The following is an 11,627-nucleotide window of genomic DNA, read 5'->3' on the forward strand; positions in this document are numbered from 1 at the left end:
CTCGTCCGGCTGACCGCCACCCTGCGCGTACCTCATGCACCTCACACAGACGGCGCACCGCGGCAACCTGCCCCTATCAGCAGCTACGACACCCCGAGTTCGAACTCAGTAGTTTGTCGGTCAGCAGCCGAGCCGATCGGAGAACCGTGTGAGTGTCCAACTGACCGTGGGGTCCACCGCGTCCCTGCCCGCCCTGGCCCTGCGCCCTTGGCAGGCCGATGACATCGACGCTCTCGTGTCCGCCCACCGGGACCCTGTCCTGCGCCGCTGGCTGAGGAATGTGATCAAGGACGATGTTGCTGCTCGCCATTGGCTCGACGACCAGCGTCAGGGCTGGGCCGACGGCACTCAGTTCGGCTTCGCCGTCACGGAAGATGCTGGTGAGGGCTTCGGCGCGGCGGTCGGCCATGTCGTGGTGAAGGTCGCGGACGAGGGCTCCGCGGAAGTGGGCTACTGGTCGGCAACCGAGGGCCGAAGTCGGGGACTGGTCTCCCGGGCCCTGGAGGCGGCCGTGCGGTGGGTCTTCAGCGAGGCGTTCCCGGTGTCGGTGGTGCGGCTGGACCTGCTCCATGCGGTGGGCAACCACGGTTCGTGCCGCGTCGCCGAAAGATGCGGCTTCGCTTTCGCAGCGATCCTTCCTCCCCAACCGCCCGCCTTCCCAAAGGAGGGCCATCTACATGTCCGCCACAGGCCGGCCGTGGCCTGAGGGGTTTGAACCCGATGCGGGCGCGGGTGGGAGTGGGAGTGGGGGTGAGCCGGGCGGGCTTTGTATCTCGGGGAGAGGTCGGGCGAGGCGTAAGCCGAGGTCATGGCAGTATGTGCGGCATGATGACGACTCGAAAGGTCCATGCCGCGTAGGCGGCCAGGAAGTGTCCGGGCGAGCCTTCCCCGCCGGCGCCGGACACAGAACACCAGGTACATCGGCTGCCTGCCCCCGCGAGTGCTTTCCGAGGCCGATCGCCTGGAGCGCATCCGGAACTATCTTTATCCGGGAGACATCAGCGAGGCTGTCAGTCTCTGGGAGGAGTTCGTTCGTCGCCCCGACCGTGAGTTGTGGCGCGATTACGACGATCTCTGGCACCACAACGACTCGCTTTACCTCAGCTGGTATTGCTGCGGAAATCCCCTGGAATCCCGGCTTCTCCTCGAAACTGTCGTACAAGCCATGTCCCTTCGCGGGGCCCGCGAGTTTCAGAAGATCATCGACAAGCTCGATGCCTTCTGGACACCGCCTTCGCCATGGCCGGCGGTGCTCGGGAGGTGAAGGGCGGGGCGAGAGCGGCCCAAGACCACGTACGTAATGCCGAAAGCCGCTCGGTCAGCTCGGTGTCATGAGTGGGGCAGCTCGGCCTTGCGGGTGTTCTGGAAGGACTGCTGGAGCCACGTTCCGTTCCTCTTGGTCATCAGGTTGGTGTTGACGGACTTCGAGCCTGCTCGGCACTCGCTCTCCCCCTTCCGCAGCTGACAAGTGGTCCGGACGACGACGGCAGTCCGCCGGTCGATGAAGCGCACATGCTCGTCGAGTGTGCGGAGCGTGGTGTCGTCGATGTAGTGGTCGAAATAGAACTGCATTCCTTGCGCGACAGCTTTCTTCGTGCGCAGGTAATCGCCGTTGAAGGTGACGAGATCGGCGTCGTTGGTGAACGTGGAGGCGAACTCCGCGCCGTTCTTGTCGGCCCAGCCTCGCTCCTGTCGGCGAAGCAGCTCGTCGAACGCCGCTCGGTCCTGGTCCCGGTCCCGGTCGTTGCCCGGGTGCGGGGCCGCGTTCGGCGGGCGCGGAGGCGTGGCACGGGGGCTGACCGCGCCGGCGGCCAAGGCTGCCGTTCCGCCTAATAGGGCGGCAGCGGTCACCGTTCCTACAGTGAGCATGGTGATGGAGCGGTATCTCATCTGTTCCTCCTGGATGGGCAATGGACAAAGGAAGCTGATTCGTCGACCACCAACAGCGTCGGTGAGGCACCACTCGATGTCGTGCTTCTCCGGAAGGAGCCCGCCCCTGCCGCTTCCCTGAAGATCGCCCCCTGCGGGGCGGGAACCACACCTGCCGCCCGGATGCCCGCCTGCGCCTAATCACCAGCGGTCCGTGGCATCGGGTGGAATGTACCGGCAGTGCTCGGCAGCCCCTAGGGGGTGGAGCGAACCTGGTAGCTCTGCGGACCGAATTTGTTGGCGTTGCCCTTGATCGGAGTTCCCTCCGGGGTGAACGGGTGGTGGAAGGTGAAAGCGCGCGGCGCGGAGCCGTTGGCGTTGAGGTGTTCCAGCCTGGAGACCCCGTCCTGCCAGGTGGGTATCGTGCCGTCGGGAACCCACCAGAAAACGTAATTCGCGTGCCCTGTCCTTTCGAACCAGTCGTACCGCCTGTTCAGCGCCTCGCGGTGCAGACCTGAGTAGATGGCGTCGAAGGCGGGACCCAGGTCGGTCCAGAGTGAGAGCGTCGTGGCCAGGGCGGTGGTTTCCACCGTACGGCCCTTGCCGTACCAGACCGGTACGGCGAACTCGCCCCACGCACCCCAGTCCAAGTCGAAGTGCGAACCCCGGCCGCCGTCCGTCGCGTCGGCCGTTTCGGCTGTTTCGGCCGCTTCGGCATGGGCGAGGTATCCAGGATGCTGGCTGATCTTCCGGTAGACGGCCTCGCCGATGTCGTGGAACTCGCGTGTGAGAGGCGCGGGATCGGCGAGAGGCGATTGCAGGACGCCGAATGTGTACAGAGCAAGATGGGGCATACGTCTCTCCCTGGTCGGGTCGGGTCGGGGCCTGGTGTGGACCCGCTTCGGAGGCACGGGCTCGGGCACGGGGATGAGGACGCGTGGGGCGTACGCGATCAGCTCACCCCGTCGCGGGTGACTCTCGTCCTGAAGGAACTCCCGAGCGACCGTGGGCGATCGCCGAGGACCAGGTGAAGGTAGCCGCCTCTGCGGGCCATGTCGAAGTTGCGTTCTCCCTGCCCACGTGGCTTTGCCACCCGCCTGTGGCGGGTCAGGGAGCGATGGCGTACTCGGTGAAGTAGCCGCAGGCGGCGAAGCCGAGGCGGCGGTAGACGGGTTCCCCGTCGCCGGATGCCTGGAGCACCGCGGTCTCGCAGCCCGCGTCGCGGGCGGTGCGCAGGGCGGCCAGGGTGATGGCCCCGCCATAGCCGCGGCGGCGCTCGATGGCGAGCGTGGCGATGTTGTAGATCCCGGCGACGCCCGCGTGCAGGAAGACCTCGGCCGAGCAGACGGGCCGGCCGTCGACGTAACCGACCAGGTAGCGGGCGGGGCAGTCGGTGGCGAGCGCCAGGCCGGCGGCGTCGGCGAAGAACCGGCGCACTGTGGCGGCGGGCGGGTTCCAGTTCGCCGCGAGGACGGCGGCGTAGTCGGCGAGTTGCTCCGGAGCCGTCGCCAGACGGATCTCCAGACCGATCTCCAGACGGATCTCCAGGCCGTTGTCTACATGCGCCGTGGGGAGAGGACCGCGCAGATCCATCCACATGCCCGTCTCGGTCTCCGACGCCTCCAGGCCCGCGGCCTCCAGGCACCCGGCAAGATCGCCCGGCGTGGAGGCGGGGCCCACCCACCAGGAGAACGGCCGGCCGGTGGCGGCCAAGGTCCGGGCCGTCTCCGCCGCGCGGGTCGCGGCGGTGTCTGGGGTGAAGCGGGCCGCCGCGACGATATTGAAGGTGTCATCGGCGAGACCGCTGTCGGCGATCAGCAGGTCGTCGGTCTCGTCGACGGACGCGTTCTTCAGGTTTCGGTGCAGGTGGCAGGCGTGCTCGGCGAGGTTCTGCTCCATCGCGAGCGAGAGTCCCATTGATTCCATTGATTCCATGGCGAACTATTCCAGCATGCTGATGGGACACTCGCAGGTGCTTATTCCGCGCCGAGAAACTGGCGAGGCGGAGCCGGCCGGCACACGGACCTCGCGGACCTCGCGGAAGTCGCGGAAGGCACGACGTGAGTGAATAGAAGACATGCTCTTCGACTTCACGCACGACCACGACGGCGAACGGCTCAGCGGTGTGCACGGCGGCGGTGATGATTCCGAGGCCACCGCCGTGGTACTGCACGGGGCGGGAGCCGGCAGTACGGAGCGCCTGCGCCCGCTGGTGGAGGAGTTCGCGGCCCAAGGCTGTCGAGGGCTCGCTTTCAATTTCTCCGGGCACGGCGAAAGCTCGGGAAAACTCGGCGAGTTGAGTCTGCGGAGACGGTTCGAGCAGGCCGTCTCGGTGATCGACGCACATGCGCGGGCAGACGGGCCGCTTGTCCTGGTGGGGTTCAGCATGAGCGGCCAGACGGTGGCCGATCTCGTACGGCACTACGGCGACCGAGTGGCGGCGCTGGGCCTGTGCGCACCCGCCGTGTACGCGGCCGAGGCGTGGAACGTACCGTTCGGCGACGGGACCGGCCCGTTCAGCAAGATCATCCGGCAGCCGGACAGCTGGCGTGAAGCGCCCGCGCTGAACGCCTTGCGAGCGTACGAGGGCCGAGCCGTCCTCGCCGTACCGGGCACCGACACGGTCATCCCGCCCGCGGTGACCGAGTCCGTACAGAACGCACTGTCCGCCCGCGCCCACTACACCCGCCTCGACCTCCCCGACGCCTCGCACCAGCTGGGAAGGTGGCTCCGCGACCACGACGACGACCGCCGACGCTTCGTGACGGCGGTACTCACCGGCCTCGACGCCGGCGCCTGGTCGGCCACACGTACGTGGGTGGCGAAGCAGCTCGACTCCGGCCGATCCGTCACCGACTCGCGCTTCCTCTCCGGCGGTTCGAGCTCCCAGATGCGTCGGCTCACGCTCGACGACGGAGCGGCCCTGGTGCGGCGGACCTTCGTGAAGCCGTTCTTCCGCCATGCGGGGCCCGGATTGCTGGCCCGCGAGGCGTCCGTCCTGACGCTGCTCGCCGGAGAGGAAGGCATCCCGGCCCCCGAGTTCGTCGCAGCGGACGCCACGGCTGAACACTGCGACTACCCCACCCTGTTGATGTCCGCGCTGCCGGGCCGCGTCCGCGTCGACGAGGACGACCTCGAACGGCGCCTGGACCTGCTCGCGGCCCAACTCGCCCGCGTCCACGCCGTCGTACCGGCCGAGATGCCGCGTACGTACCAGGCCTGGACGTCACCGGAGCGCGTCCGCACCCCGGACGGCCCCCTGTGGAAGCGGGCCGTGGACGTGATCCGCCGCGACCCGCCGCCGTACGAGGGCTGCTTCCTGCACCGCGACTTCCACCCCGGCAACGTGCTCTTCACGGACACCGGCCCCGAGCTGCGGATCAGCGGTGTCGTGGACTGGGTCGAGACCTCGTGGGGCCCCGCCGACCTCGACGTGGCGCACTGTTCGACCGCGCTCGCGCTGCTGCACGGACCCGCGTACGGGCTGGACTTCCGCGAGCGGTACGAGGCACACGACGGCCGCGACCTCGCCGACGGCCCCGACCACCTGTACTGGCGGCTGCTCGACGCCCTCCACTACTGCCCCGACGCGGCGAACCTGGCCGGGCCGTGGCGTGAACTGGGACGGAACGATCTGACCGCTGACGTATTGGGCGAACGGCTGGAGGCGTACGTGGACGGGTTGCTGACCCGGTACGGCTGACGGGACCGCGTCTGCCGGCTACCCGCTACCCGTTACCGGCCGAGGGGCTCGACCGGTGGGAGATCACGGTGAGCTTCTTCTTCGCCAGTCCGGTCTGCCTGGCCTCCTCGATCGTCTCCTCGATCATCTCCTCGGTGATCCAGGAGGGCATGCTGATGAGCATGGTCCAGTCCCAGGTGCCCTTGGCCCCGCTCGCGAACGCCTCGGGGTTGTCCGCCCACCACAGCCCCTCCAGCGGCGCGACGACGAAATCGCTGCTGGGTGCTGAGCGCGTGGCGGCGAATTCGAGGGTGTACGCGACCGCGTACAGCGCCTCCACCGCGCGCGTATAGGCGGGGCGGGCGCCGTAGACCGCTTTGCTGAATCGGCTCCCTGTCGGAGCTCATCGTGCGATACACGTCATCGCTCTCCGGCACGCGATTGCGACGACTCCGTCGAAAGGCCCGGATGGAGTGGCCGATCAGGACCAGGGCGATTGCGGCCGATGCGTACCGGACCGCACTCCAAGTGACAATGACAGCCGTGGCCTGCCCGTCCGCCTCCACGCGAAGGCGCATGCCGGTCTCGAAGAAGGCCACCAATGGAACCGCGAGCCGGAAGGGAAGACTGAGAAGGCCGCGCCGCCGCGCAAGGTAGCCGCTGAGCCCCATGGGCACGCCAAGGACGACGGCGAATACCACCCAGACAACAATCCCCGGGGAGAACCCCTCACTGACCGTGCCGTGCGTACCGGGCGGGTTGTAGGGGCTGATGTGCTTGAAGCCGTAGTACGTGACGACGCCGACCGCCAGCCCTGCGAAGGAAAGGACGGCGGACATCGTTTTGGTGCGACAGCTGTAGCCCACGAGGAAGGCAAAGCAGGCCCAGGGCCAGCCACCGGAAAAGACGGTGCTCAGGGCGGAGCAGACGGCGTTGTCTCCCTTGCCGGCGACAGGGCCGATAAGCCCCAGCAGCAGCCCGGCCCCGAGAGATCCCGCGATCGGCGTGACGTAGGTGCGTAGAAGGTGGGCGATGGCCTTTTCCATTCCGTGGGCGTGGGCGGGTGTTTCGATCGAGTGGTGCCGGACGTGCCCATGCTGGCCAACGGGCCAGTCAGCGCCGCTTCTTGGCCTGGCGCGGCGGATGGCGTTGAACACGCTTTTCGGCGCACGTTCGCGGCCAGTGAGCGCGGGCCCCGGGATTTTCGCAAGGAGATCCGCTTCGGGGAAGGGGGCGGGGCGGTGCTGTGTGCGTACAGGTGCGGCACGGCTGGTGAAGCCGCGCTCAGCGCCCTCAGCGCCCTGGATCGCCGACGGCTGATGCGCCGGGGCCGGGTAGCGCGCGGGCGCACTCACGCACCACGCCCACTACCCATAGTCACCTTTTTCGGGACTTGACAACATTTCTGCTACTCGGTGTGGGCAGGGTTACTGCCATGAACGAAGAGTTCGGATACATCGAGTGACGATGACCGGCGAGGCCGAGGACAGAGTGAGCGTCCTGCCGTTCGGGGCATCGAGTGCGGGGCTCATCCGGCGAGGGGACCACGCACTGTTCGGAATCAGTACAGGCAACAGCTACTTCAGCCTGCGGCGGGTTGCACAGGCGCTGACCTGGGCACTGGAGCGCTTCGCCGTCGTGGACATAGTGGTGGCGGACGTCGCGCTGGAGGCGACGCTCGAAGCCCTCGGATACGAACCCACAGCCGCGCGCAAGAGCGTGGCCAAGCAGCTCAGCGGGGTGCGACGGCGCATCGACGGCGCCCTCGCGGACCTGGGCGCGGCGGCGGACCGCGTCCGGGCCCGGCCGCTGTCCAGCTTTCTCGACCAGCCCGACTACCGGGAGGTACGGGCCCGGACACGCGTGGCCCTCCGCAACGACCTGGAGCTGCGCTCGGTCCGGGACGCCACGGCGTACCAGTTCCTCGCCAAGCGACTGGCCCCCGGCGCTCTGCCCACCGCCCCGCAGGTGCAGGCGGCACTCGCCTATGTGGACGCGGAGTTGCCGTTCGTCGTGGACACCCCGGAAATTCTCGGCGTCGCCTCATCCGTCCACTGCTACCACTCCCTCCTTCCGCTGGGCCGCCTGCTCTATGGCGACCGCCAGGACGGACTACGGCCGGCCGCCAACCAGGGCTACGCCATCGTCGAGTGCCGCGACTGACCTCAGCAGCGCATCGCCGGTCCTGCCTGAAAGGCCCCGCCCGAAAAGACCCGCCTGAATAGAACCCGCCCGAATAGAACGCGCCCGAATAGACCCGCCCGAAATGAAGCAGCCCCCAAGACCCGCTCAAAAAGAAACAGCCCAAAAAGACCCGCCCGAATAGGACGGAACACCATGACCTCACCCCCCGCCTCCACCCCCCTCCCCCCGTACGCCGAGGTCCAGTGGCCGCTGTCCCGGCGCGGCGACGTCGTCCCCGCCGAGTGCGCGCGGCTGCGCGAGAAGAGCCCCGTCGCGCGCGTACGGACCCTCACGGGCGACGACGCCTGGCTGGTCACCAGCTACGCGCTGGCCCTGCGCGTCCTGGAGGACGAACGCTTCAGCCTGTGGGACACGGCGGCGCCCGAAGTGCCGCGTCAGTACGCGCTGACGATCCCACCAGAGGCCGTCAGCACCATGGCCAACATCAACAGCGCCGGGCTGCACCAAGAGGTGCTGCGCGCTTTGGGGCCCCGCTCGGGCCCGGCGTCGGCGCAGTGGATGTCCGCGCGGGCCCACGAACTGGCCGACGCCATGGCGGCGGAGGGGCCGCCGGTGGATCTGCGGCAGCGGTTCGCGGAGCCGTACGCCGCCGCCCTGATGTGCGAAGTGCTCGGCCTGCCCTACGAGGACGGACTGCGGCTCATGCCCGGCCTGGACCTCGGGTTCCTCACCAGCCCCGCCGTCTTCGAGGGCTGCACCGCCAACTGGGACAAGGACTACGGTTACATGCTCCGGCAGGTGCGCGCCGACCCCGGCGAGCAACGGGGCCTGATCCGGCGGCTGTGCGAACTGCGCGACGATCCGAACCGGGACGGCGGCGACCTGACCGACGAGATGCTCGCCGCGACGGTCACCTCCCTCTTCGGCGCGGGCGCCATGAGCACCTATGTGTTCCTGCTCCACGCCGTGCTGGTCCTCGTCCGTCACCCGGAGGCGATGGACCGGCTGCGCGCGGAGCCCCAGATGATGCCCCAGGCGGTGGATGAGCTGATGCGTGCCACGCTGTCGATCGGCGACGGACTGCCACGGATCGCCCAGTCCGACGTGCACCTCGGTGACGTGCTGGTACGGGCCGGAGAGCTGGTCCTGGTCTGTGTGGAGGGCGCCAACTTCGATCCCGCGCAGTTCCCGGACCCCGACCGGTTCGACCTGGACCGTACGCCCAACGCGCACCTGTCGTTCGGAGCGGGCCAGCACTACTGCCCCGCATCCACGATCTCCCGCGCCCACACCGCCGAGGCTCTCACCGTGCTCCTCGAACGCTTCCCGCGGCTGCGTCTCGCGGTCCCCGTCGACCAGCTCGCGTGGCGTACGGGCAACATCAAGCGCATCCCGGAAAGGCTCCCGGTCCTGTGGTGATCTCCCCCGAAGGCGCCCACTGGGCCGATCTGTTCGACTCTTTGGGCCTGGAGTACGAGCGGTCCTTCACCGGCAAGAGGCAGGCGCAGATCGATGCCGTCGCGGAACTGATGTGCCGCCTGGCCCCGGGCGCCCGCGTCCTGGACGTGGGCTGCGCCTCCGGCCGCCCCACCACCGAGCAACTGTGCGCGGGCGGCATGGACGTCACGGGCATGGACGTCTCACCGGTCATGCTGGAGCACGCCCGGCGCCAAGTGCCCCAGGCGCGCTTCGTCCTGGCCGACCTCTTCGTCTTCGACGACATCGAGGCCCTCGACGCTCTCGGCGTCCACGACGCCGCGGTCTGCCTGTTCTGCCTCGTCAACCTGCCCGGGCCGCGCTTCGTGGACGGGCTCAGGCGCCTCGCGGCCCTCACCCGCCCGGGAGGCACCCTCCTTGTCGCCGTCCCTGAGATCCAGGGGACGGAGGAGGTGCGGTTCATCGAACGGACCTACCGCCCCGCCCGCTGCCTGAGCGAGGACCTCCACCGGTACGCGCGCCAAGCCGGCCTGGAAGTCGAACGCGTGGAGACCCGTACGGAACCCGCGCCCGACGGCCAGGCCGAACCAGGCACCATCCTGTTTCTGTGGGCACGAAACCCCGAATCATGACACCGGGCACCGGGCACCGGACCCGTAAATGACTTTTGGGCCGCGGGCACGCTTGGCTGCGGTGTGGTGTGGTGTGGTGCGGGTGCGGTCGTTCATCCGGTGAGGGCGAGGCTACGCATCGCCAGTACGCCGTGACTGGGGCTCAGCCCGGTGAACGGGGTTGTCCAGGGCGGCTCCGATGCCGTGATCACAACAGTCACGTCGGGCTCACCGCACCGGGCCATCGGGCCAACAGGCCCTGCCCGCAGGCTTCCCTGACTCAATGGAACTCGTGGACCAACTCGATCTCACCGACGATGTGGGCGTTGAAGTCGTCCAGCTCCTCGGCCGGAACCCAGAGTTCGAGGATCGTCTGACCGCCCGCTTGTTGGATGGGATACCGGCTCACGAACTCCGACTCGACCTCAAAACGAGTGACGAACCCGGCTCCGTCGTGCTTCACGTTCCAGTCCCGCGCGATCCTGATCGCGTAGTCCTCGTTGAGGACCGGGTAGAAGATCGGCTGCTCGGGCAGCCGAGGCGGCCACGCGCGCCAGTTCAGCCCACGAACCAGATCCAGCTCCTTGGGGCCAGTGGGGCGCCACAGGGTCGTCGTTGCTTGCTGGCTGGTCATGTGAATCGCTCTCTGAATGTAGGTCGCCGGTACGGCGCGTCGGGAGACCGGACGATACCGGCACACAAACCTGCCAGCTACGCAGTTTCCGCACACTGACCGCTCCGTGACCAGCAGTTACGGGACAGCCCTTGGCTACCCAAGCGGCTGACGGGGCTCGCAGTTAGCTGCTACTGGTAGGTAGGGTGCGATTGCCGCCCGACAAAAGCGCCTTTTGGGGCGCGGAATTGGGCGGCAACCGCACTCTGTTGAACGGCGGACCTGGCGCATCGGGCATACCGGGCGCAGTGCCCGTCTGGGTGGCGTTCCCCCGGCCGTGGGCGCCTCTTGTACGGGTGGCAACCGCCCCCGGGGGAGGGTCACCTTGAGGCGGCGCGGAGCGCGGCGCTCCCGTACCTGTACTCGTACCCGGGGTCGGTTTGCTGCCTGTGGCCCGGGGTGCGGGAGAGGTTAGGGGCTGGCTGCTGCGGGGCCTTCGGGTGCGGGTGCGCCTCGGACCCTTCGGGTCCACAGCGCGGGCGGTGGTTGGGTGGGGCGGTATTGCGCCCGGCCGGGTGCTGCTTTCGTCTCGGACCCTCCGGGTCCAGAGCGCCGGCAGCGGGAGGGAGGGGGGCGGGCTGATCTCGGTGTGCTGCCTGCTGCCCGGTGGGTGGCCGAGGTCAGGACGGGCTCCGCTGCGCTGCGCCGCTGGCTGCTGCCGCGATGTGGTTGCTGCGGGGGCTTCAGGTGCGGGGGCGTCTCGGGCCTGCGGCCCACGGCAGCCGAAGTGACAGGGCGCGCTGCGCTGCGCCTGGGGTGCTGGCTGTTCGGGGGCGGTTTCCGCACGTAGATGAGGGGCCCACGGCTGGGGAAACCCCACTCTGGCGGCGAGTGCGCCCGGCATGTCCGATACGCCAGGTCCACCCTTCAACAGAGTGCGATTGCGGCCCGATTCGGTGCCCGAAAAGGAACTTTTGTCGGGCGGTAACCCCACCCTACCTACCAGTAGTCACCTGCGGAGCGCAGCGGAGCCTCCTGTGGTCCTAGCTACCGCCCCACCCTCCACTACAGGTGCAGCAGCCCCAGCGGCACAGCGAACCAAGCCCGTGGCCGGTGGATGCGGCAACACCTGCACTGCGGCTGGGGGCTCCGACCGCCCGGGGCGGTTTCCGCCCGCAGGAGAGGGGGCCAAGGCTGGGGAACCCCGCCCTAGCGGAGAGTGCGCCCGGTATGCCCAGTGTGCCAGGTTCACTGTTCAACAGGGTGCGGT

General features: G+C 68.5%; 11 protein-coding genes and 1 pseudogene. 6 read left to right on the forward strand and 6 right to left on the reverse strand.

Annotation, left to right across the window (positions count from 1 at the left end):
- Positions 1-148: 148 nt before the first annotated feature.
- Both ACFU99_RS16940 and ACFU99_RS16945 read left to right on the forward strand, forming a co-directional pair.
- Complete coding sequence (locus tag ACFU99_RS16940) at positions 149-706, forward strand: GNAT family N-acetyltransferase (protein WP_384392127.1); 558 nt, start codon at positions 149-151, stop codon at positions 704-706.
- A gap of 234 nt (positions 707-940) precedes the next feature.
- Complete coding sequence (locus ACFU99_RS16945; RefSeq protein ID WP_384392130.1) at positions 941-1,264, forward strand: hypothetical protein; 324 nt, start codon at positions 941-943, stop codon at positions 1,262-1,264.
- Positions 1,265-1,329: 65 nt separating this feature from the next.
- On the opposite strand, the gene ACFU99_RS16950 is transcribed toward ACFU99_RS16945, so the two are convergent.
- From ACFU99_RS16950 to ACFU99_RS16960, 3 genes are all read right to left on the reverse strand, one after another.
- Positions 1,330-1,890 (reverse strand): SgcJ/EcaC family oxidoreductase, encoded by a 561-nt coding sequence (locus ACFU99_RS16950; RefSeq protein WP_384392133.1) that lies wholly within the window; start codon positions 1,888-1,890, stop codon positions 1,330-1,332.
- 233 nt (positions 1,891-2,123) lie between these two features.
- Positions 2,124-2,723 (reverse strand): DUF3291 domain-containing protein, encoded by a 600-nt coding sequence (locus ACFU99_RS16955; protein WP_384392136.1) that lies wholly within the window; start codon positions 2,721-2,723, stop codon positions 2,124-2,126.
- A 253-nt stretch (positions 2,724-2,976) separates the two neighbouring features.
- Positions 2,977-3,768, reverse strand: coding sequence for a GNAT family N-acetyltransferase (locus tag ACFU99_RS16960; protein WP_384392148.1), 792 nt, complete (start codon positions 3,766-3,768; stop codon positions 2,977-2,979).
- 178 nt (positions 3,769-3,946) lie between these two features.
- Between ACFU99_RS16960 and ACFU99_RS16965 the strand changes: the two genes are divergently transcribed.
- Positions 3,947-5,572, forward strand: coding sequence for an alpha/beta fold hydrolase (locus tag ACFU99_RS16965; protein WP_384392138.1), 1,626 nt, complete (start codon positions 3,947-3,949; stop codon positions 5,570-5,572).
- Positions 5,573-5,597: 25 nt separating this feature from the next.
- Here the strand turns inward: ACFU99_RS16965 and ACFU99_RS16970 are convergent, their stop codons facing one another.
- Positions 5,598-5,891: a hypothetical protein gene (locus ACFU99_RS16970; RefSeq protein WP_384392153.1), complete on the reverse strand. Its 294-nt coding sequence runs from the start codon at positions 5,889-5,891 to the stop codon at positions 5,598-5,600.
- Between the two features lie 148 nt (positions 5,892-6,039).
- Positions 6,040-6,597 (reverse strand): annotated as a pseudogene (locus ACFU99_RS16975) (DUF6518 family protein); the annotation flags it as partial.
- A 421-nt stretch (positions 6,598-7,018) separates the two neighbouring features.
- On the opposite strand from ACFU99_RS16975, the gene ACFU99_RS16980 reads away from it, so the two are divergent.
- The 3 genes from ACFU99_RS16980 (at position 7,019) to ACFU99_RS16990 (ending at position 9,765) form a co-directional block, all read left to right on the forward strand.
- Positions 7,019-7,714 carry a tRNA-dependent cyclodipeptide synthase gene (locus ACFU99_RS16980; RefSeq protein WP_384392150.1) on the forward strand — a complete coding sequence of 232 codons (696 nt, stop codon included), beginning with the start codon at positions 7,019-7,021 and terminating at the stop codon, positions 7,712-7,714.
- Positions 7,715-7,888: 174 nt separating this feature from the next.
- Positions 7,889-9,115 (forward strand): cytochrome P450, encoded by a 1,227-nt coding sequence (locus tag ACFU99_RS16985; protein WP_384392141.1) that lies wholly within the window; start codon positions 7,889-7,891, stop codon positions 9,113-9,115.
- Entirely contained in the window at positions 9,112-9,765 is a 654-nt protein-coding gene (locus ACFU99_RS16990) for a class I SAM-dependent methyltransferase (protein ID WP_384392143.1), read from the forward strand. The genes ACFU99_RS16985 and ACFU99_RS16990 overlap by 4 nt, the downstream gene beginning before the upstream one ends.
- Before the next feature lie 259 nt (positions 9,766-10,024).
- On the opposite strand, the gene ACFU99_RS16995 is transcribed toward ACFU99_RS16990, so the two are convergent.
- Entirely contained in the window at positions 10,025-10,378 is a 354-nt protein-coding gene (locus ACFU99_RS16995; RefSeq protein WP_384392146.1) for a hypothetical protein, read from the reverse strand.
- Positions 10,379-11,627 lie beyond the last annotated feature (1,249 nt).

It is taken from the genome of Streptomyces sp. NPDC057654 (genome assembly GCF_042800135.1).
Classification (GTDB): Bacteria; Actinomycetota; Actinomycetes; order Streptomycetales; family Streptomycetaceae; genus Streptomyces.

Bases quoted from the DNA above. Each gene is read 5' to 3' on its own strand.
- ACFU99_RS16950 (WP_384392133.1), bottom strand. From the start codon at position 1,890: ATGAGATACCGCTCCATCACCATGCTCACTGTAGGAACGGTGACCGCT.
- ACFU99_RS16955 (WP_384392136.1), bottom strand. From the start codon at position 2,723: ATGCCCCATCTTGCTCTGTACACATTCGGCGTCCTGCAATCGCCTCTC.
- ACFU99_RS16960 (WP_384392148.1), bottom strand. From the start codon at position 3,768: ATGGAGCAGAACCTCGCCGAGCACGCCTGCCACCTGCACCGAAACCTG.
- ACFU99_RS16965 (WP_384392138.1), top strand. From the start codon at position 3,947: ATGCTCTTCGACTTCACGCACGACCACGACGGCGAACGGCTCAGCGGT.
- ACFU99_RS16980 (WP_384392150.1), top strand. From the start codon at position 7,019: ATGACCGGCGAGGCCGAGGACAGAGTGAGCGTCCTGCCGTTCGGGGCA.
- ACFU99_RS16985 (WP_384392141.1), top strand. From the start codon at position 7,889: ATGACCTCACCCCCCGCCTCCACCCCCCTCCCCCCGTACGCCGAGGTC.
- ACFU99_RS16995 (WP_384392146.1), bottom strand. From the start codon at position 10,378: ATGACCAGCCAGCAAGCAACGACGACCCTGTGGCGCCCCACTGGCCCC.